Annotated in this window: 17 protein-coding genes and 1 tRNA gene; 8 read left to right on the forward strand and 10 right to left on the reverse strand. The window is 60.6% G+C overall.

The genetic code is table 11. The annotated features are described in order from the left end of the window. Nucleotides 1–47 precede the first annotated feature (47 nt). A complete protein-coding gene (locus PH562_RS20815) occupies nt 48–1,073 on the reverse strand; it encodes a sugar ABC transporter substrate-binding protein (protein ID WP_095433852.1) in 1,026 nt (341 codons plus the stop codon). A 251-nt stretch (nt 1,074–1,324) separates the two neighbouring features. On the opposite strand from PH562_RS20815, the gene PH562_RS20820 reads away from it, so the two are divergent. Then, the gene (locus tag PH562_RS20820) at nt 1,325–2,572 is read left to right on the forward strand and encodes an ROK family transcriptional regulator (protein WP_285175435.1); all 1,248 of its coding nucleotides are present in this window, start codon (nt 1,325–1,327) and stop codon (nt 2,570–2,572) included. Further along, on the forward strand, nt 2,556–2,990 hold the full coding sequence (locus PH562_RS20825) for an RbsD/FucU family protein (protein ID WP_285175436.1): 435 nt from the start codon (nt 2,556–2,558) through the stop codon (nt 2,988–2,990). The genes PH562_RS20820 and PH562_RS20825 overlap by 17 nt, the downstream gene beginning before the upstream one ends. 206 nt (nt 2,991–3,196) lie before the next feature. Here PH562_RS20825 and PH562_RS20830 read toward each other — a convergent pair whose 3' ends face one another. The 5 genes from PH562_RS20830 to PH562_RS20850 all read right to left on the reverse strand — a co-directional run bounded on the left by PH562_RS20830 (nt 3,197) and on the right by PH562_RS20850 (nt 8,706). Continuing rightward, nucleotides 3,197–4,234 (reverse strand): 4-hydroxyproline epimerase, encoded by a 1,038-nt coding sequence (locus PH562_RS20830; RefSeq protein WP_285175437.1) that lies wholly within the window; start codon nt 4,232–4,234, stop codon nt 3,197–3,199. 174 nt (nt 4,235–4,408) lie between these two features. Beyond that, nucleotides 4,409–5,701: an alpha/beta hydrolase gene (locus PH562_RS20835; protein WP_483315367.1), complete on the reverse strand. Its 1,293-nt coding sequence runs from the start codon at nt 5,699–5,701 to the stop codon at nt 4,409–4,411. Between the two features lie 559 nt (nt 5,702–6,260). Continuing rightward, the gene (locus PH562_RS20840) at nt 6,261–7,142 is read right to left on the reverse strand and encodes an aldo/keto reductase (protein ID WP_285175439.1); all 882 of its coding nucleotides are present in this window, start codon (nt 7,140–7,142) and stop codon (nt 6,261–6,263) included. Between the two features lie 212 nt (nt 7,143–7,354). Next, entirely contained in the window at nt 7,355–7,999 is a 645-nt protein-coding gene (locus PH562_RS20845; protein ID WP_285175440.1) for a TetR family transcriptional regulator, read from the reverse strand. Between the two features lie 59 nt (nt 8,000–8,058). After that, complete coding sequence (locus PH562_RS20850; RefSeq protein ID WP_285175441.1) at nt 8,059–8,706, reverse strand: class I SAM-dependent methyltransferase; 648 nt, start codon at nt 8,704–8,706, stop codon at nt 8,059–8,061. Nucleotides 8,707–8,923: 217 nt separating this feature from the next. Between PH562_RS20850 and PH562_RS20855 the strand changes: the two genes are divergently transcribed. Next, on the forward strand, nt 8,924–9,844 hold the full coding sequence (locus tag PH562_RS20855) for an oxidoreductase (RefSeq protein WP_285175442.1): 921 nt from the start codon (nt 8,924–8,926) through the stop codon (nt 9,842–9,844). Between the two features lie 75 nt (nt 9,845–9,919). On the opposite strand, the gene PH562_RS20860 is transcribed toward PH562_RS20855, so the two are convergent. After that, complete coding sequence (locus tag PH562_RS20860) at nt 9,920–10,393, reverse strand: BA14K family protein (RefSeq protein ID WP_285175443.1); 474 nt, start codon at nt 10,391–10,393, stop codon at nt 9,920–9,922. 149 nt (nt 10,394–10,542) lie between these two features. On the opposite strand from PH562_RS20860, the gene PH562_RS20865 reads away from it, so the two are divergent. Together PH562_RS20865 and PH562_RS20870 are read left to right on the forward strand one after the other, a co-directional pair. Next, nucleotides 10,543–10,992, forward strand: coding sequence for a MarR family winged helix-turn-helix transcriptional regulator (locus PH562_RS20865; protein WP_285175444.1), 450 nt, complete (start codon nt 10,543–10,545; stop codon nt 10,990–10,992). Further along, complete coding sequence (locus tag PH562_RS20870) at nt 10,989–12,545, forward strand: MDR family MFS transporter (protein ID WP_285175445.1); 1,557 nt, start codon at nt 10,989–10,991, stop codon at nt 12,543–12,545. The genes PH562_RS20865 and PH562_RS20870 overlap by 4 nt, the downstream gene beginning before the upstream one ends. Nucleotides 12,546–12,652: 107 nt before the next feature. On the opposite strand, the gene PH562_RS20875 is transcribed toward PH562_RS20870, so the two are convergent. The 3 genes from PH562_RS20875 to PH562_RS20885 all read right to left on the reverse strand — a co-directional run bounded on the left by PH562_RS20875 (nt 12,653) and on the right by PH562_RS20885 (nt 16,541). Next, nucleotides 12,653–12,729: transfer RNA gene (locus PH562_RS20875), tRNA-Arg, on the reverse strand. Between the two features lie 125 nt (nt 12,730–12,854). Then, nucleotides 12,855–14,375 carry a sensor histidine kinase gene (locus PH562_RS20880; RefSeq protein ID WP_285175446.1) on the reverse strand — a complete coding sequence of 507 codons (1,521 nt, stop codon included), beginning with the start codon at nt 14,373–14,375 and terminating at the stop codon, nt 12,855–12,857. A 159-nt stretch (nt 14,376–14,534) separates the two neighbouring features. Continuing rightward, complete coding sequence (locus tag PH562_RS20885) at nt 14,535–16,541, reverse strand: HAMP domain-containing methyl-accepting chemotaxis protein (protein WP_285175447.1); 2,007 nt, start codon at nt 16,539–16,541, stop codon at nt 14,535–14,537. A gap of 419 nt (nt 16,542–16,960) precedes the next feature. Here PH562_RS20885 and rpmH point away from each other — a divergent pair, with 419 nt between their 5' ends. From rpmH to yidC, 3 genes are read left to right on the forward strand one after another with little or no spacing between them, the layout of a single operon-like run. Further along, the gene (gene rpmH / locus PH562_RS20890; protein WP_041677194.1) at nt 16,961–17,095 is read left to right on the forward strand and encodes a 50S ribosomal protein L34; all 135 of its coding nucleotides are present in this window, start codon (nt 16,961–16,963) and stop codon (nt 17,093–17,095) included. 25 nt (nt 17,096–17,120) lie between these two features. Then, a complete protein-coding gene (rnpA, locus tag PH562_RS20895; RefSeq protein ID WP_015338668.1) occupies nt 17,121–17,522 on the forward strand; it encodes a ribonuclease P protein component in 402 nt (133 codons plus the stop codon). Next, nucleotides 17,522–19,324 carry a membrane protein insertase YidC gene (gene yidC / locus PH562_RS20900; RefSeq protein ID WP_285175448.1) on the forward strand — a complete coding sequence of 601 codons (1,803 nt, stop codon included), beginning with the start codon at nt 17,522–17,524 and terminating at the stop codon, nt 19,322–19,324. Before rnpA ends, yidC begins: the two co-directional genes overlap by 1 nt. Nucleotides 19,325–19,442 lie beyond the last annotated feature (118 nt).

Below are 19,442 nucleotides of genomic sequence, written 5' to 3' on the forward strand. Positions count from 1 at the left end.
CGCATGACGCGGCTCCCGAAGGGGACTATATCACACTTGTGAGGGGCTTAGCCCCAGCACTTGTTCAAGCCTTCCTTGGTGTCGATGGATTTCAGGCCGGAGACCGGCTTGTCCGTCACCAGGGAAACGCCGGTGTCGAAGAAGCTCTTGCCTTCGGTCGGCTTCGGCTTTTCACCGCTATCGGCGAACTTCTTGATGGCCTCGACGCCGAGGGCTGCCATCATCAGCGGATACTGCTGGGCGGTTGCGCCGATGACGCCGTCCTTGACCGACTTGACGCCGGGGCAACCGCCGTCGATCGATACGATCAGCACCTGCTTTTCGAGGCCGACGGCCTTCAGGGCCTGATAGGCGCCGGTAGCAGCCGGCTCGTTGATCGTGTGGATGACGTTGATGCTGGAATCCTTCTGCAGAAGGTTTTCCATGGCCTTGCGGCCGCCCTCTTCGTTGCCGTTGGTGACGTCATGGCCGACGATGCGCGGATCGGTTTCATCGCCGATCTTATTCGGATCCTTCGGGTCGATGCCAAAGCCGATCATGAAGCCCTGGTCGCGCAGAACGTCGACCGACGGCTGCGACGGCGTCAGGTCGAGGAAGCCGATCTTGGCATCCTTGGCCTTGTCGCCCAGAGTTTCCTTGGCCCACTGGCCAACGAGTTTGCCGGCGAGCAGATTGTCCGTGGCAAAGGTGGCGTCAGCGGAATCAGCCGGCTCAAGCGGTGTGTCGAGCGCGATAACAAGCAGACCGGCGTCACGTGCTTTCTTGACGGAGGGAACGATGCCCTTGGTGTCGGATGCGGTGATCAGGATGCCCTTCGCGCCATCGGCAATGCAGCTCTCGATCGCGGCAACCTGGCTTTCACTGTCACCGTCGATCTTACCGGCATAGGACTTCAGCGTGACGCCGAGTTCCTTGGCCTTGGCGGTCGCGCCTTCCTTCATCTTGACGAAGAAGGGATTGGTATCGGTCTTGGTGATGAGGCAGGCGGATACGCCGGCGGCCTTGGCAGGTGCGGCAAAAGCAACGCCGAGCGCCAGGGCGGCAACGGCTGCGGAAATAACGGATTTCTTCATTCAATCCTCCCGATGTTTGAAAAGCCGGACCCTCCGGCTGTCGCGGGCTCACTTCGAACCCGGTTAAAGATGCGTCAAGCCTGTCGGATTGTTTTCGGTAGACCTCCTCCAAGGCTATGTGCGCATCCCCGACGGCCAATATCAGACCCTAAAGAAATCCACCTGTCAATAAATAAATCGGATTGAATTATTAATTCGATGTGGCATTCTGGAAGAAAATAAGGCATGGCCATGATGGAAGGAGCAGGCCCATGTCTCTCGTACATGACCCGGAGGACACACCCACAACACCCGCTATTCTCGACCCCTCCGGGGGCGCGAACCAGCTTGGCGTGCGCGCCCATAACGAACGGCTCGTGCTTTCGCTCGTTCGCCGCCACGGCGCGCTTTCGAAGGCCGATATCGCGCGGCGGAGCGGGCTTTCGGCGCAGACGGTGTCCGTCATCATGCGGGAGCTGGAAAAGGACGGGCTGCTATCGCGCGATGCTCCGGTCCGCGGGCGCGTCGGCCAGCCTTCCATTCCGATGCGGCTCAATCCGGACGCCGTACTTTCCTTTGGCGTCAAGATCGGCCGGCGCAGCGCCGACCTCGTGCTGATGGATTTCGTCGGCGGCATCCGGATGCAGCTCCATCAGATCTACCCCTACCCGCTGCCGCAAGACATCATCACCTTCGTCGCAGCCGGTATCAAGGAACTGGAAGGGCGCCTCAGCGAAGAGCAGCGCCGCAAGATCGCGGGAATGGGCGTTGCCGCACCATTCGAGCTATGGAATTGGGCCGAGCAGGTGGGCGCGCCGCCAGGAGCGATGGATGCCTGGCGAGGCTTCGATCTAAGAGCCGAAATCGCCTCGCGTGTGGCTTACCCCGTCTTCCTGCAGAACGACGCCACCAGCGCCTGCGGTGCCGAGCTGGTCTTCGGGATCGGCCCCCATTATCCGGATTTCGTCTATTTCTTCATCGGCTCGTTCCTCGGCGGCGGCATCGTCCTGAATTCGTCCGTCTTTGTTGGCCGGACCGGGACGGCCGGCGCACTCGGCCCGCTTCCCGTGCGCGGCCGCAACGGCGAGAACCGTCAGCTTCTGGAAATCGCCTCGATCTTCGTGCTGGAAAACCTATTGCGGGATCATGGTTTCGATCCACGCCCTCTCTGGTATTCAGCGGATAATTGGATCGATTTCGGCGAACCGCTGGAGATCTGGATCCAGGATACGGCCAAGGCTCTCGCACAGGCGATCGTCGCCTCCGCCTCCGTTCTCGATTTCAGCGCGGCGGTCATCGATGGCGGCTTTCCCGGCTGGGTGCGGGAACGCGTGGTGCGCGCAACCATCAAGGCAGCGGCGGAACTGGATCTTCAGGGTGTCGTCATGCCCGAGATCATCGAGGGTGCCGTCGGGCCGCAGGCCCGCGCCATCGGCGGCGCCAGCCTGCCGATCTTCGCGCGCTACCTCATCGACCAAAACGTTCTTTTCAAGGAGATTGAGCATGCTGAAGGGCATTGACCCGCTGTTGAGCCCGGAACTTCTGGCGACGCTACGCGCCATGGGCCACGGCGACGAGATCGCCCTCGTGGACGGCAATTATCCCGGCCTCGAACATGGGCGCCGCCTCATCCGCCTCGACGGCCATGGCGTCATTCCCGTGCTCGATGCGGTGCTGAGCGTGCTGCCGATCGACGATTTCGTGCCGCAGGCGATATTCCGGGCGACCGTCAAGCAGGACCGCGATGCCGTCGACCCCGTCCATGCGGAGATGATCGAGTGCTGCGCCCGGCATGTGCCTGAGATCAAGGTCGTGCCGTTACTGCCGGCGGAGTTCTATGAACGGGTGCAGCGTGCGCATGCGCTCATCCAGACCAGCGAGCCGCGGCTCTACGGGAATATCATTCTGCGCAAGGGTGTGATTTATCCGAAAGCATAAGATTGTGCCAAAGGCCGCTCATCCGGCCTTCGGCCACCTTCTCCCCGCCAGCGGGAAGAAGGAGATGGGCGCATCTACAGCCTTCTTTCCGGCAATTTGGTTAGACGTGAATGTAGAATTAGTCCCCTCTCCCCGCATGCGGGGAGAGGCTAGGGTGAGGGGCTAAGCTGTTGAAAAGGCAGGCAATGACTGCCGATACTCTACCCTCAAATATCGCCCGCAGAAGGTCCCCAAACATCCGTCATGGCAAAGCCTCCCGCCATCGGGTCGAATGGATCGAGCGCCACCTGGCTGAGGCCGAAAGTGAAGCCGCGCCCGGTGATCGTCGGGATGATGGCCGGCTTGCCGGCCACTTCGGTCTCCGCCTGCAGCCCCACTTCGAACTCCGAACCGATGATCGAGCGGGACTTGAAGATATCGCCGATCTTGGCCTTGCCGCGGGCGTGCAGCGTCGCCAGATTGGCGGAATTGCCGGTGCCGCAGGGCGAACGATCGGCGCGGCCGGGCCACATGGTCGTGCAGGTGCGGATAGCGCCATCGGCGTCGATATCGCGGAACATCACATAGGCAACGCCCGAGATGGCCGGGATTTCCGGGTGGACTACGGTCATCGCACGGTTGATCGCTTCCTTGATGATCATGCCGGCCTGCACGAGGGCGGCTGCATTGGCCTTTTCGATCTTCAAGCCGATCTGACCGACATCGACGAGCGCGTAGAAAATGCCGCCGTAGCAGAGGTCGAGCTTGATCTTGCCCCATTGCGGCGTGTCGAGCCCGACATCCAGCTCATGCACGAAGGACGGCACCATGGTCAGCCGCACCTTTTCGCAGCGGCCGTCGCGGCAGGTCGCAGTGGCGCGCACGAGGCCGGCGGCCGTATCGAGCGTGACGACGGTTTCCGGCTCCTTCATCTCGACGATGCCGGATTCAAGCAGCGCCGTGGTCACGCAGATGGAATTCGAGCCGGAGCTTGCATGCGCCTGATCGGGCTGCAAGATGATGAAACCGGCATCGGCCTCAGGATGCTTGGCCGGCAGCAGCAGGTTCACGGATCCGATCGGCGCGCCGCGCGGCTCCAGCACGAGGAAACGGCGCAGCTCCTGGCCCTTTGGATCCGTGTTCAGCCAATGGAGCTGCTCGGCAATGCTGTTGCCGGGGATCTTCGGCACGCCGCCGATGGCAACCTTGCCGATCTCACCCTCGCAGTGGACATCCAGCAACTGGATCGTGCGCTTCCATCTCATTTCACAGGCTCCCATCGGACGTGTTGCGTCATGCCGCCGCCAACGCGCGTATTCTGGCGGGTAAACCGAGCCAGCGCCATGCGCAATTCTCTGATATATCAGATTGAGCAGCATGGCCATGGCGTTTTGCGGCGGCGTTGAAACGCCTCGGCCGAGAAATTTGCTGTGAAGGCGCTATTGCTTCAATGCGTCGCCGACATTGTTGCCGGTTGCCTCGACGCTATCGCCCAGCGAGCCGACGGTATTGTTCGCCGATGCGCCGACACGACGCCATTGCTCGCCGTAATTCGCACGCGTCCGAGGGTCGAAAATGGCAATCGGAGCGCTGACGGCAGCACCCGCGACGCTGCCGACCGTCTGGGCAGCGCCCATGGCGACCGCGCCGACGGCATCGCCGATGCCGACATCGGAATCGGTGATCGTCTGGCCGGCAATCAACCGTGCGCCGATCAGCTTCACCACTTCCGGGCTCTCGGCGAACTTGCCGTGATTGAGGCCATCGCCGGTCTTGAGCTTGGTGAGATCCAGCACGGTGATCCCCTGTTTTTCCAGCTCGCTGCGATAGGGCTCGGCGGTGGGATCGATCTGACCGAGCCGGTCGATATTGCCGGAAATGCGCCGCGACAGCGAAAGAGCGCGGTCGTCCCGCGAGACGAACAGCGTGAAGTGCGGCTTGTCCTTGCCGAGTGCAGCGAACTGCCGGCCGAAGACATCGACGTCGAGATCAGGCGAAGCGAGGATGACGTTCTTGATCTTCGGCGCGACGCGGCCGTTGCGGATCGCCATCTGCCGCAGCGATTCGACTGCGAGCCAACTGCCCATCGAATGCGCCATGAGGGTGATGTCGCCGACAGCCGGATCGGCCGCAACGCGACGCAGCAGCTCTTCTAGGGAGTCGCGGGAATAGTTCGTGCTTTCCTTGTCGTAGGCATAATCGAAAATGCTGGCGCGCGACGGCCAGGTGAATACGATCGGCGCGACGTCGGCATGCGAATCGTGAACGATCTGCGCAAAGCGGTAGACGGCATCCTCATAGCGGTTGTTGAAACCATGCACGAAGATCAGCACCCGCTTGTTCTTTGGCAATTCCGCATGCACCCAGGCACGCCCATCCGCTTCGGTCGCGAGTGGCTTGACGCCGATCGTGACGAAATTCTTCAAAGGATTGCCCGGCAAGCGGCTCGGCCACTGCACCTGACCGACCTTGCGATTGGCCTCCGGCGGAATGGAGACGCTGACGGCATCCACCTTGAGCCCCGGTCCGCGCTCGCCCGAAAACAGAATGGCCGGGTCCTTGTCCGGCAGGCGTGTCGTCGCGACGAGGAGGTCGACCCTGGATGTGCCCGGCACGTTTTCACTGATAGGCTGCATGACCCCGATGGGGCGGCCGCATGCGGCGAGCGACAACGTGGCAACGACAGCTACAGTTCGGAAAAACAGCTTTCTCCATCGGTCCGAACCCGCCATGCGCTGCATCATGCAACCCTTCCTTACCGCCATAACGTCGCGCCACTCTACGCATGGATACCTGCGGCGCAAGCGACTCCAGCGGTTCTTGACCACATGATGCGATGCTAATTCGCGGCGGCATTGCAAAGGCGCAACGCCTTTAAAGATCCGGAAAATCACTGAGGAAGATGAGATAAAAAAGAGCCCGATGCGGGAGGAGGATGCATCGGGCTCTTGATCCGGATTGGCAACTGGGAGGAGGAGGAGTGTTGCCAATCATTGAAGGAGCGCTGGGAGGAGGAGTGCGCTGCCTTCGAGGGATTAGATATAACGCTGGCGACTGCATGAACAGATCATCTTTCGCATTGCAGCAATGCAGCGAATGCATTGCTTTCTTCGCAGATGCCGAAAATATCGCATAGCGCCGGCATTTCGAGGCTTCCAGCGCCTATTTTGCAGTCGTTCTTTGCCAATTCCGCAAGATTCACGTGATTGTGATCATCACTTTTGCATGGGAAGCGCCGTTCGCCGAGATATGGCCGGTGGGTCATGTCCCGCCGGCCAAACGATTTTCAGCTCACGCCGCCTTGAAGGCCTTCTTGCCTTCGGCATCCAACGCTGCGAATTCCTCATCGGAGAGGACGATGTTCACGGCGGCGGTATTTTCCTCGAGATGCTTGACCTTGCCCGTTCCGGGAATCGGCAGCATCATGGGGCTGCGCTTCAGCACCCATGCAAGCGCGATCTGGCTCGGAGCGGCATTGTGCTTTTTCGCGATGGTATCGAGCAGCGAGCCTTCCTTGGCGAGATCACCAGCGGCCAACGGGAACCAGGGAATGAAGCCGATGCCGTGCTTCTCGCAATAATCGAGCACGTCTTCGCTGGTGCGATCGACCAGGTTATAGCGGTTCTGCACCGTGACGACCTTGAAATGCTTCGATGCGGCTTCGATGTCGGCAACAGTCACTTCGCTCAAGCCCGCGTGGCGGATGATGCCGTCATCTAACAGCGACTTCACGGCATCGAACTGCTCCGCCGCCGGCACCTTGGAATCGATGCGATGCAGCTGCCAGAGATCGATACGATCGACGCCGAGGTTGCGCAGGCTCTTGTGCGCCTGCTGGATCAGATATTCAGGGCGACCCACCGGCACCCAGACATTCGGGCCGGTTCGGGTAAGACCGCCTTTGGTCGCAACCACGAGACCATGACCGTAGGGATGGAGAGCCTCCTTGATCAGACGTTCGGAAACATCCGGGCCATAGGAATCGGCCGTATCGATGAAATTGATGCCGAGTTCCGGCAGGCGCCTCAGCGTACGGACAGCTTCGTCATGGTTCTCTGGCTCACCCCATATACCGGCGCCGGTGATACGCATGGCACCGAAACCGAGACGATGTACGGGAAGGTCACCGCCGATCTTGAACTGACCGGACTTGGCTGCGTCGAATTCTGACATGGTTATAGTCCCTTTTGCTGATCTGAAATGTATCTGGCGTTTCCGGCATCCGCGGAGGAGCCGAGACTTGAAGGGCAAATCGTGGGTTTCGCGAGGGAGAGATACAGTCGCGACCCGATACTACATGGGTCTGCATCACGGCATATGCAATGCATCGATACGCGATGCGGCGCGACCGATCAGGGCGGTTTCTCTGGATCAGCCCGGCGCAGTCATGGGCGCCGTTGCACCTGCTCGCCGAGATCGGCGAGCGTGGCCCAAAGCTCATCGAAGAGGTTACGAGCGAACTGCTCTACGGAAACATCCTGCGGAGATTGCATCCAGCGCTCGCTGCCTATGCGCAGCATCGTCACGACTGCGGCCGCAAGCATGCCAAGGCGAAGACGCTCCTCCTGGCTGCCGCTGCCGCGGGCAAACAGTGCATCCGCAAGCTTCTTTTCCAGCTTGGCATATTTGAGTTGGTCGCGTGCTTGAAGCGTCGGCGTATTGTGAATCAGGGCCGCCAGAGCAAGGCTCTGCGGATCCGCGATGGCCGCACGAAGAGCAGAATTGACGGCCGTCTCGATGACCTCGACGATTGAAGTATCTTCGGGCTGTGCGGCAACCGCGCCGATCAGCTCGCGGGCAAAACCATCCTGCCAGGCGGCAACCACCTCTTCCTTGCTGGGGAAGTAATCGAAGAAGCTGCGCTTGGAAACATCGGCGGCTTCCGTGATGTCCTCGATGGTGGTGGCTTCAAAGCCACGCTCGAGGAACAGCCGCAGGGCGGCAGCTTCAATGCGTTCGCGGGTTTGACGACGCTTACGCTCGCGCCGGCCTTCCTTTACCGCGCTATCGACATTCGGCTTTTTCGCCATCCGCTACCCCCGGCACTCACTAAGGGCCGCCCCAAATCGGCCTTGCCGGCTTCCGGCACCTAGGCGCTGATTCCAGCATTCTCTCCGGTGCTACGATATTTGGAGCCGATGATCGAGAGCTCCAGAGGATTTTGCCGCGATATCCTGTAGACGCCGGCAGGCGGAATGTTGCGTACCGTACCGCCAATGCGCTTTGCGGTGAGCCCAAGGCTTTCAAGGATCGGTTTCTGCACCGGACAGCGCGGGCCGTAGGTGAACTGATAGAAAGCCCCTCCCGGCTTCATCGTTTCGAAGGCACCGCCGACGATGGCCGTCACCTTGGAAGGCGGCATGGACAGCAATGGCAGGCCGCTGATAACGGCGCCAAAAGGTGTATCATCGAAGAGACCGCATTGACCGAGCTTGGCCGCATCCATATGCACCACCCGCGCTTCGGGGAAGCGCCCGCGCAAGCGGACGGCAAACTCCTCGCCGAATTCGACGAGCGTCAGCGCGCTTTCCGGAATACCACGCGCCAGCAACGCCCGGGTGAATACGCCGGTGCCGGGGCCGAGCTCGAGGATCGGACCATCGAACGGCTCGATCTCCTGCGTCATCAATCTTGCCAGCCTCTCACTCGAGGGCGCCACCGCCGCAACGCGCATCGGATTGCTCACCCAGGAGCGGAAGAACTGCACGAAATCAGCGCATGAGGTCTTTGTCGTCATTCCGCAAATCCAATCGTCGGTCACATAATTTGATGAGGGCCGAACAGCGTGGCAATTCGAAGGCATACAGCGCCGCTAGACCGTCGAAAGTCATTGATATGCAAGCATCATCGCATATTTTGCACTTAGATATTTTCATTTATTGCAAACTTGCATTTAGTGTAGAAATTACCAAATACAATGGGCAATGCCAAAATCTCTCCACAGGAGCTCCGCAATGCCAGACTGGACAGTGAAAGATATTCCGCCGCAGACGGGCCGCATCGCAGTTATCACCGGCGCCAACAGCGGTATCGGCTACGAGGCGGCAAAGGCCCTGGCAGGCGCCGGCGCCAAGGTCGTCATCGCATCGCGCAACGAGGCCAGGGCTCAAGAGGCGATCGCCAAGATCCGCGCAGCAACACCGGGCGCAGACGTGACCTTCGAGGCGCTCGATCTTGCCAGCCTCGATTCCGTCGCGCGCACGGCGACCCGCATCGCCGATAGCCTGCCGCATATCGACCTGCTCATCAACAATGCCGGCGTCATGGCCATCCCGGACCGGCACGAGACCGAAGATGGTTTCGAGATGCAGATGGGCGCCAATTATATCGGCCATTTTGCCTGGACGATGCGGCTGCTGCCAAAGGTTTCTGCGGCCGAAAATCCGCGAGTGGTCACGGTGAGCAGCCTGGCGCATCGCAGCGGCAGGATCAATTTCGACGATCTGCAATGGCGCAAGCGCTATCGTCCCTGGCCCGCCTATTGTCAATCGAAGCTGGCAACGCTGCTCTTCAGCCTGGAGCTCGATCGCATCGCACGCGCCGAGGGCTGGAAGCTTAAAAGCATTGCCGCCCATCCCGGCTATGCCGTCACCGGCCTGCAAACCACCGGCCCCCGCATGGGCCGCGACAGGCCGGGCAGTCTTGAACTCCTGACGAAACTGCTGGGACCGTTTACATCGCAATCGGCAGCGGCTGGCGCCTTGCCGACGCTTTTTGCCGCCACAGCACCGTCCGCGGAAGGCGGCACCATGTATGGCCCGAACGGTTTCTATGAACTCAAGGGTCCGCCGGTGCGTGCCAAGATTGCCGCTCATGCCCGCGATCAGGCGATTTGGCGGCGGCTGTGGGATGTCTCCGAGCAGTTAACCGGTTGAAGACACCCCTTCCCGCAACGGCCTGAAAAGAAATCCCCCTCCGTAGAACGAAGAGGGATTTCGATCTGTTTCACATTACGGGCTGACGCACTGGCGGCGCGGACCATTGGTCGGCTGATAGGTATTGTCCGACACACGATAGGTCTTGTAGCGGCTCGCACACCAGCGAACATGCGCGCTGCCGCGCGGTGGCTGCGAAACGGCCCCGCCGATGATTGCGCCGGCAGTGAAGGCGGCCATCGGATACCACCAGCCATCATGGCGCCGGTAGCCCGGACGATGATAGCGATAGCCGCGATGGCCATGCCAATAACCCGGGCGATGATGCGGACGGTAGTGAGGACGATAATGCGGACGGTGACGCCCGCGATAGTGCCTATTGTGGTGGCGATATTGAACTTCGGTCAGGCCGGCGGGCTGATCACCCGTCGGCTGGATTGCCGGCTGGATCAGCGGCTGGATCGGCGCGGCGGCCGCCGGGTCGAAAGACGTAATCGCAAGCAGGGCGCTCAGGGCAGTCACTGTTACGGTTGTCAGAAATCGTTTCACAGCTCTTCTCCTCCTATCGAGTCGTAATACTGATGAACAACGCGCAATGATTGAAAACCTTTCACAATATTATCGCTTGCGCAAGTACAAGCCGCGCGATACCGATATAGATAGGAAGCCTATCTATCTATGTGCGAACGAGGCTATCGATGAGCAAAGCCGACCGTCATCACGGGGCCGAGGAAGCCTATGCGCTGGCAGAGGCGTTGCGTCCTGCCCTCCATCGCCTGCATCGACAATTGCGGCGCGAGAGCGACGAGGCCGGGCTGTCGCCACTGCACGCCTTGTTGCTCGTCGCCATCATTCAACAGCCAGGCATCGGCGTTGTCGAACTGGCGCGGTTGGAGAGACTGCGCGGACCGACGATTTCAGGCCATGTGAAGGCGATGGAGCGGGACAGCCTCATTGCCCGTTCCGAACCGGACCCGAGCGACCGCCGCCGCAATGGCCTGGTGGCGACCAAGAAAGGTGAGGAAATCATCCGAAGCCTGAAACGGCGCAGGACTGACTGGCTCGCCTCCGAACTCGCCAAATTGTCGCCGCAGCAACGAGATGCCATCCGCGCCGCAATCGAACCGCTCATGGAGATCGGACAATGAATACGGCTCGTCCGAATGCTGTCCCACCATCCGCTCCGACGACAGGCGACCCGCCCGATCGCCGCGAGATCCGCGCCGTCATCCTCGGGCTGATGATCGTCCTCGGTCTCGGCGCCATCGACCAGAGCATCGTCGCGACAGCACTGCCGCGCATCGTCAGCGACCTCGGCGGACTGACGCACCTCTCTTGGGTGGTCAGCGCCTATGTGCTCGCCTCGACCAGCACCATGCCGCTCTATGGCAAGCTCAGCGACCAATACGGCCGCAAGCCGATGATCTATGCGGCAATCCTCATCTTTCTTCTCGGCTCGGTGCTGAGCGGCATGGCGCAAACGCTCCCGCAGCTCATCATCTTCCGAGCGATCCAGGGGATCGGCGCGGGCGGATTGCTGCCGCTGGCGCAGATCATCATCGGCGACATCGTGCCGCCGGCCAGACGCGGGCGTAATCAGGGTTCGATCGCGGCCGTCTTCGCCGTCTGCAGCGTCATCGGCCCGATCGCCGGCGGCGTCATCACCGATCTTCTGTCATGGCACTGGATCTTCTACGTCAACCTGCCGATCGGCGCTGTCGCCCTCGTCATGATCGGCCGGGCGCTGAAGCGCCCGCATCAGGCGCGCAGCCGCCGCATCGACTATCTCGGCGCGGCGCTGCTGACCAGCTGTACGACGAGCTTCCTGCTGGTGCTCGCGCTCGGCGGCAATGAATGGGCCTGGAACTCGCCTGAAATCTTCGGTCTTTCAGCGCTTGCACTCGTTCTCTTCATCTTTTTCATCCTGCATATCCAGCGTGAAGCCGAGCCGGTGCTGCCGCCCGATCTCTTCCGCAACCGGCTCTTCGTTGTCGCCTGCATCGTGCTCGCCCTCACCTTCATGGGCATGCTGGGAGCAAGCCTCTTCTTTCCGCTGTTCTTCCAGATGGTCATGGGGGTCAGCCCCTCGCATTCCGGCCTGCTCACCGGCCCGCTGATGATCGGCGTCGTCATCTCCTCCATGGTCAACGGGCGCGTGCTGCTGCATCGCTTCGGGCGCTACAAGCCGGCACAGCTCTGCGGCCTCAGCCTCGCAACCGCCGCCTTCGCCGTACTCGCCTGGGCTGCAGCCACTAGCCAGGGCTTCTGGATCATCGAGCCGGCGATCTTTGCGCTTGGCCTCGGCCTTGGCCTCGTCATGCCCACCATGACGATCGCCGTCCAGAATGCCCTCCCCCTTGCCCATCGTGGCGTGGGGACGGCGACGCTTGCCTTCTTCCGCTCGCTCGGCGGCCTCATCGGCGTCACCGGCTCCGGCGCCATTCTTGCCTATCGCGTACAGAATGCCGGCGGCGTCCTCGACGGGATGCATGGTTCCTCATTGACCGAAGCCGGTATGAAGCAGCTCGCCACCGCCTCCCCGGAGGCGCATGACGCGGCGATAGCGCTCTATCGCCACGCGATCGCCATGACTTTTGCGACGGGCACTGCGATTGTGGCACTGGCGCTGATCGTGCTGTTGTTCTTGCCGGAACTGCCGTTGGCGACGGATCATGGGCAGGAAATGAAGCGCCAAGGTTGATCGACGCAAAGAGGACGTCAGTCCCTCAACGCGTGCAGCGATTATCCAGCGACAGATCCATAGTGCATAAGCATTATGCCGTCAGTCAAAAAAGCAGATGGAGGAAATGGCGCACCCGAAGAGATTCGAACTCCTGACCCCCAGATTCGTAGTCTGGTGCTCTATCCAGCTGAGCTACGGGTGCGTGGCCGAAACGGAAGAAACCGTTGGCGTGGGCGGTTCTCTAAAGCCTCCCTTGAGGGAATGCAAGTGGATTTCTGAAAAAGATCGCGATTTTCGCGCATCTTGATGCCAAGCAGCTGAAAACAATCAATTTTCTTGCAGGCTTCTGCTGCGGTAATCATCAAGGGATACCGGGCGGTCGGGAATTTCGATGCGGAACTGTGTGCCGGCCGCCGGTTTTTCGACGAGCGCGATCGTGCCGCCATGGGCAAGGACGAGCTCACGGGCGATCGCCAGGCCAAGGCCGGTGCCACCCGAGCGGGCGGAACCGCGAAAGGCCGTAAACAGGTTCTCCCTCGCCTTTTGCGGCATGCCCGGGCCGGTATCGTCGACGGTGATGCTGACGACACTGCCGATTCGGTGCGCCGAGACCGTGATCTGCCTGACGCTATCGGGCTCCGTCTCGCCGAAAGCGATCAGCGCCTGATGGGCGTTGCGGCAGAGATTATGGATGACGCGGAACAGCTGCTCGCTGTCGGCATCAACCTCCAGGTCCGGGCTGAGCTGCTCGATGAACTCGATGCCGCTATCTGGATCGATCGCCAGGATATCTCGGACCTCCTCGACGAGCTCGAATATGCGAATCTTGCGCCGACGGGGCGCCGATTCGGAAGTCTGGCCAAAGGAGAGGACCTCGGTCGTATAGCCAACGGCGCGGTCGATGGTGCGCAACAGCTTTGGGGCGAAGCGCTTGACCATCGGGTCGTCGACATCGACCAGACGGTCCGACATCAGCTGCGCGGCCGAAAGGATGTTGCGCATGTCGTGATTGATTTTCGACACGGCGAGGCCCAGCGCTGCCAGGTTCTTCTGTTGCTTCAGGGTTTTCTGCAATTGCGACTGCATCGCGGCGAGATGCCGGCCGGCCACGGCCAGTTCGTCCCGCCCCTTCACCGGCGCAAGAATACGGCCGGGATCCTCCGGATCATCGGAATAGGCCTGCATGCTATCGGTCAAGCGACGGATGGGACGGATCATCATGCGATTGATCGCGAAGAAGATCAGCGTTGCGGTGAACAGCGAGATCAGGATGGAGACGAAGAAGACGCTGGTCGAATAGGCAAGCATGGCGTTGCGCAGCCGGGTATCCTTCAGCACCACCTCGATACCGGTATTGGCATCGCCGCCGACCGGACCGAACACGCGGATGATGCGATTGCCGCCAAACAGCAGCGTATCGAGCGCATCCTTGATAGCGGTGAGCTGGGACAGGTCACTGAGATCGTATTTCTCATCCACGGCGGCCGGCATTTCGGCCGTCGCCAGCAGCCGCGACGTGCCGTCCTTGCGCAGGACGATTGCCCGCGTGCCCGTCGCCATCAGCGTTTCCTTTTGCAGAGCACGCGGCAGTTCGGCCGGCTGCAGACCGTCGATGACGATGGCGGCAGCGGCGGCGGTGTTCAGCCGATCCTGCAGCCAGCGCAGCCGCATATTGGCGACCGAAGGCACAAAAATCAGCACTTCCGCCAACGAGATGAAAACAACGGTGAGGATGAGGAGCTTGCCGGAAAGGCCGCCGAAAATACCTGTGGGACGGTAAAGCTGTGACAGGCGGCCTTTCTCGACCTTGCCGTTCTTTACGGCATCCTTGTCCTGCCCACTGTCCATTTCAATTGTCCCGCTTCGCCTAAAAAGCGATCTGATGCGACCTGATCGAAACTAGATAATAGGCGATTGTGGAGGTTTTTCCAATCGGCTCGGGATTTTGACGGAAGGTAAGGCCGGCAGCGACGCTCAGGCGCCGCAGCCAGCCTCGTATCTGACGGATCAGAACTCTTCCCAGCCTTGCGCCGTCGTGGCCGGAGCAAGCGCTCCGCCGGCAAAGGCGGTCGCGACCCTGTCGATCATGCGGCGTGCCGGCGAAGCGGCCGGACGATGCGTCTCGGCGCGTGCTGGAACAGGAGCGGAAACATTGGCTGCGTCCACCTTGAAGCGCGAAACGAGCTGGACGAGACCATCCGCTTCGGCTGCCAGGCGATGGGTCGCGGCCGAAGTTTCCTCGACCATAGCTGCATTGCGCTGGGTAACTTCATCCATCTGGTTGACGGCCTTGTTCACTTCGGACAGGCCCGTTGCCTGCTCACGCGCCGCCGTCGCTATCGAGTGGATGTGGTCGTTGATCCTGAGCACACGGGCCTCGATAGACGACAGTGCTTCGCCGGTTGCCTGCACCAGTTTGACGCCGACCTGCACCTCGTTACCGGATTTGCCGATCAAAGCCTTGATATCCTTGGCAGCTGTCGCGGAGCGTTGCGCAAGCTCGCGTACTTCCTGGGCAACCACCGCGAAGCCCTTGCCCGCCTCGCCGGCGCGCGCGGCCTCGACGCCCGCATTCAACGCGAGAAGATTGGTCTGGAAGGCGATATCGTCGATCACGCCGATGATCTGGCTGATCTCGCCCGAGGCCTGCTCGATGCGCCCCATGGCGTCGATCGCGTTGCGGACGACCGTGCCGGAACGGGCCGCATCGTCCTTGGCTTCGCTGACCATGACGCTGGCCTCGCGCGCCCGCTCCGTGGAGTTCTGCACGACGGATGTGATCTCGTCGAGCGCTGCCGAGGTCTCTTCCAGGGCGGCCGCCTGCTGTTCGGTGCGCTTGGAGAGATCATCACTGGCGTGACGGAGCTCATTGGTGTTGGAGTTGATCGAGCCTGTGGTCTCGCGCACTTCGCTCATGGTGCTCTTTAGCGTCTCGAATGTCGCGTTGACGTTCTGTTGCAGTTCAGCGAAGGCGCCCTGGAAATTGCCCTTCATCGCCTGGGTCAGATCACCGTCAGCCAGGCTTGCAATGACGCGGCGAACCTCGCCGATCCCCGTGTCGACACTGATCAGGAGCTCGTTGACGTTACGCGCGAAACGGTTGAGATTGACGTCGCCATAGTCCTTCTCGATGCGCTGGCTGAAATCGCCGGCTGCCGCGGCAGAAACTGCGAGAGACATGCTCGACTGAAGCTCGTCGCTTTTTGCGCGCAGGGCCGCTTCCTCGGCATTCATGCGGCGCACGGCGTTGCCGTTTTCCTTGAAGACGTCGACGGCTGCCGCCATCTCGCCGATTTCGTCCCGACGGCCGGCAAACGGCACCTCGATATCGAAATGGCCGTCAGCGACATTCTTGATCGCATCGGTCACCTTGCGGATCGGGCGGCTCAGATGAACCGTTCCGATATAGGCGCCGAGGCCGACGCCGGCCACGATACCGGCAATCATGATTCCGAGGACGACCCACAGGACGCTGCTGTGAAAGGCTGCAATCTCGGCCTCGGCCTTCGCGAGCTCCGCCTTGTCGGTCTGGACGATCGCATCGATCTCGGCCTGGAAAGCCTTGCGGTTGGCGCGGTTGGCTTCATTGTTGCCCTGCTTGCCGGCGGCATCCGGACCATCCGTCACGCCGAGCCTGGCCGTTTCCGTGCGAAAGGCGCGAAACTCCTGGGCGCGGGCCTGCAGCTTGGTGAATTCCGGCTTCTGCGTATCCGGCACCAGAGGCGCCCAGCTCGTCAGCACCTTGTCGATTTCGTCGAGATCGGCCATCAGCCCATCGGCAAAGGGTTTGGAATCCTTTGCCGCGGCAGCGGCATAGATGCCGCGCGCTTCCATGACCACCGCGGTCACGTAGCGGTTCAGATGCTCGCCCATGTAAGCGCGGCTCGCCGTCTGCTCGTAGCTCTGTAATTTCTGGTCATATTGATGCAATGCATAGAGGGCCGTGGCGCCGATCAGAAGCGCCGCCCCAGCCATGACAGATACAAGCAGATTTATTTTGCCGCGAATTTTCACAATACCCCTCCGGCGCAGATCCCATCCCCCGTAAATCGATGGGTTTTACGACATAGAGCTAGATATCGGCTAAAATCATTAACGTTATATTGAGGTATTTTTAATCTAGACATGCGGCATTCCCTACTATACTTTCCGTATATTTTAGAATATCCGTAATCTATATTTAAGGTTGCATGCACATTCGCTAGAGCCTGACGCCAAATGACGCGCCACCGCCGCCAACAGCGCGAATTTGCCTGATTTCAAGGAATCTGCGCCCTTATAATTGACTTCCGGGGCCTTGATCCGTATAAGCCCGCGCACGTCCGGTCATGGAGCCTGCATTTGCGGGCCAAGTCCGTTCGCCATAATCAACAACGCTCCTTGCTATCACAAGCAAAGCTCAAGAAGGGCCGCACTCCGCGGTGTTTAAATAAATGAAGCGTACCTACCAACCATCCAAGCTTGTCCGCAAGCGTCGTCACGGCTTCCGTGCGCGCATGGCCACCAAGGGCGGCCGTGCGGTTCTTTCCGCTCGCCGTAACCGCGGCCGCAAGCGTCTTTCGGCCTAAGGGCCGAAGTGCCCGATAATCCAGGATGGCGGGCAAATTGACGAATGAACGACCCAAAAAGACTGTCGGGCGGCTGAAAAGCCGGCCGCAGTTTCTTGCAGTCCGCGAAGGCGAGAAGCGCAGAGGCAGCTTCTTCCTCATCGAAATGCTGGACCGCAAGACCGCCGACGCCGAACCCCGCGTCGGTTTTACCGTTACCAAAAAACATGGCAACGCGGTGGAGCGCAACCGCATGCGGCGCAGGCTGAAAGAAGCCGTGCGGCTTCACGCCGGATTTGCAATGCAGCCCGGACACGACTATGTGGTTGTCGCGCGACGCGAGGTGCTGACCGCGCCTTTCGAAAAACTGGCGAGCGAACTCGTAAGCCGCATCGAAACCAGGCCGAAACACCGGCGGTCGGAAAAGGACCGCTCCAGGAAAGTATGATGGAAAACAACCGCAATTACTTCATTGCAATTGCACTGTCTGTGCTGATTGTTCTCGGCTGGCAGTTTTTCTACATGAACCCGCGCCTCGAAGCGCAGCGCCAGGCCGAGCAGGCCGCCAAGCAACACCAGCAGGCGCAGCAGGCCCAGACGACGCAGCCAGCCCCCGCAGGCACTGCAGTCAACGGTTCGCTGCCGGCAAACGGCCAGACGACGCCGACTGTCCTCACCCGTGACCAGTCCGTCGAAAAGACCGCATCCGCGCGCGTTGTCATCGATACGCCGGCCCTTGCCGGCTCCATCAACCTGGAAGGCGCCCGCCTCGACGATCTTCGTCTGAAGGCCTATCACGAGACGGTCGACAAGAGCAGCCCGATCATCACCCTGTTCAGCCCGGCCGACACCAAGGACGGCTACTTCACCGAACTCGGCTATGTCGGCAGCGACGCGACGGGTGCAGTCCCAGGCCCTTCGACCCTTTGGAAGCTCACGAGCGGCGACAAGCTGACCGACAAGACACCGGTGACGCTCTCCTACACCAATGACAAGGGCATCACCTTCAGCCGCACGATCTCCGTCGACGATCGCTATATGTTCACGATCACCGACAAGATCGCCAACGCCAGCCAGGCGCCGATTGCACTGTCGAGCTATGGCCGCGTCACCCGCTATAACAAGCCCGAGACGCCTTCGGCCTACGTCCTGCATGAAGGCTTCATCGGCGTCATCGGCGATGACGGTCTGATCGAGACGAAATATGCCTCAACCGAAAAGGAAGCCACGACGCCCGCCAAGGCGACGGGCGGCTGGCTCGGCATAACGGACAAGTATTGGGCTGCAACCATCGTGCCGCCGCAGTCGACCGCTTATGACGCCCGCTTCTCGCACTTCGCGGATGGCACGCCGCGTTACCAGGCAGACTACAAGCAGGATGCGATCACGGTAGCCCCCGGTCAGTCGATCGACCTGAAGAACCTCGTCTTCGCCGGCGCCAAGGAAGTCCCGGTCATCGACCGCTATGAGACCAGCTATTCGATCCCACGCTTCGACCGGCTGATCGACTGGGGCTGGTTCTATTTCATCACCAAGCCGATGTTCAAGCTGATGGATTTCTTCTTCCGCTACTTCGGCAATTTCGGCGTCGCGATCCTCTGCACCACCATCGTCGTCAAGGCGCTCTTCTTCCCGCTCGCCAGCCGGCAATATGCTTCCATGGCGAACATGAAGCGCGTGCAGCCGAAGATGGAGGAGCTGAAGGCCAAGTTCGGCGACGACCGCATGGCCCTGCAGCAGGCGACCATGCAGCTCTACAAGGAAGAGAAGATCAACCCGATCGCGGGCTGCTGGCCGGTGCTTCTGCAGATCCCGATCTTCTTCTCGCTCTACAAGGTGATCTACATCACCATCGAAATGCGCCATGCGCCGTTCTTCGGCTGGATTCAGGACCTTTCCGCTCCCGATCCGACCTCGATCGTCAACCTCTTCGGCTTGCTGCCGTTTGCGGCTCCGACCTTCCTGCATCTCGGCGTCTGGCCGCTGATCATGGGCGTCACCATGTTCTTCCAAATGCGCATGAACCCGACGCCGCCGGACCCGACTCAGGCGATGATCTTCAACTGGATGCCGCTGGTGTTCATGTTCATGCTGGCAAGCTTCCCCGCCGGCCTAGTGATCTACTGGGCCTGGAACAACACACTCTCGGTCATCCAGCAGTCGATCATCATGAAGCGCCACGGCGTGAAGGTGGAGCTCTTCGACAATCTGAAGGGCCTCTTCAAACGAAAACCGGCACCATCGAAATGACGAAAAAAGCCCTGCTTCGTGAACTGACCCCATAAAGTTGGACGGTTCATAGGCTGGGATGATTTGAGGGCTGGGTCCTGTATTTCACAGGGCTCAGCCCTTTGAGTTTCATCCTGAT

The organism is Rhizobium centroccidentale, assembly GCF_030182565.1.
Classification (GTDB): domain Bacteria; phylum Pseudomonadota; class Alphaproteobacteria; order Rhizobiales; family Rhizobiaceae; genus Rhizobium.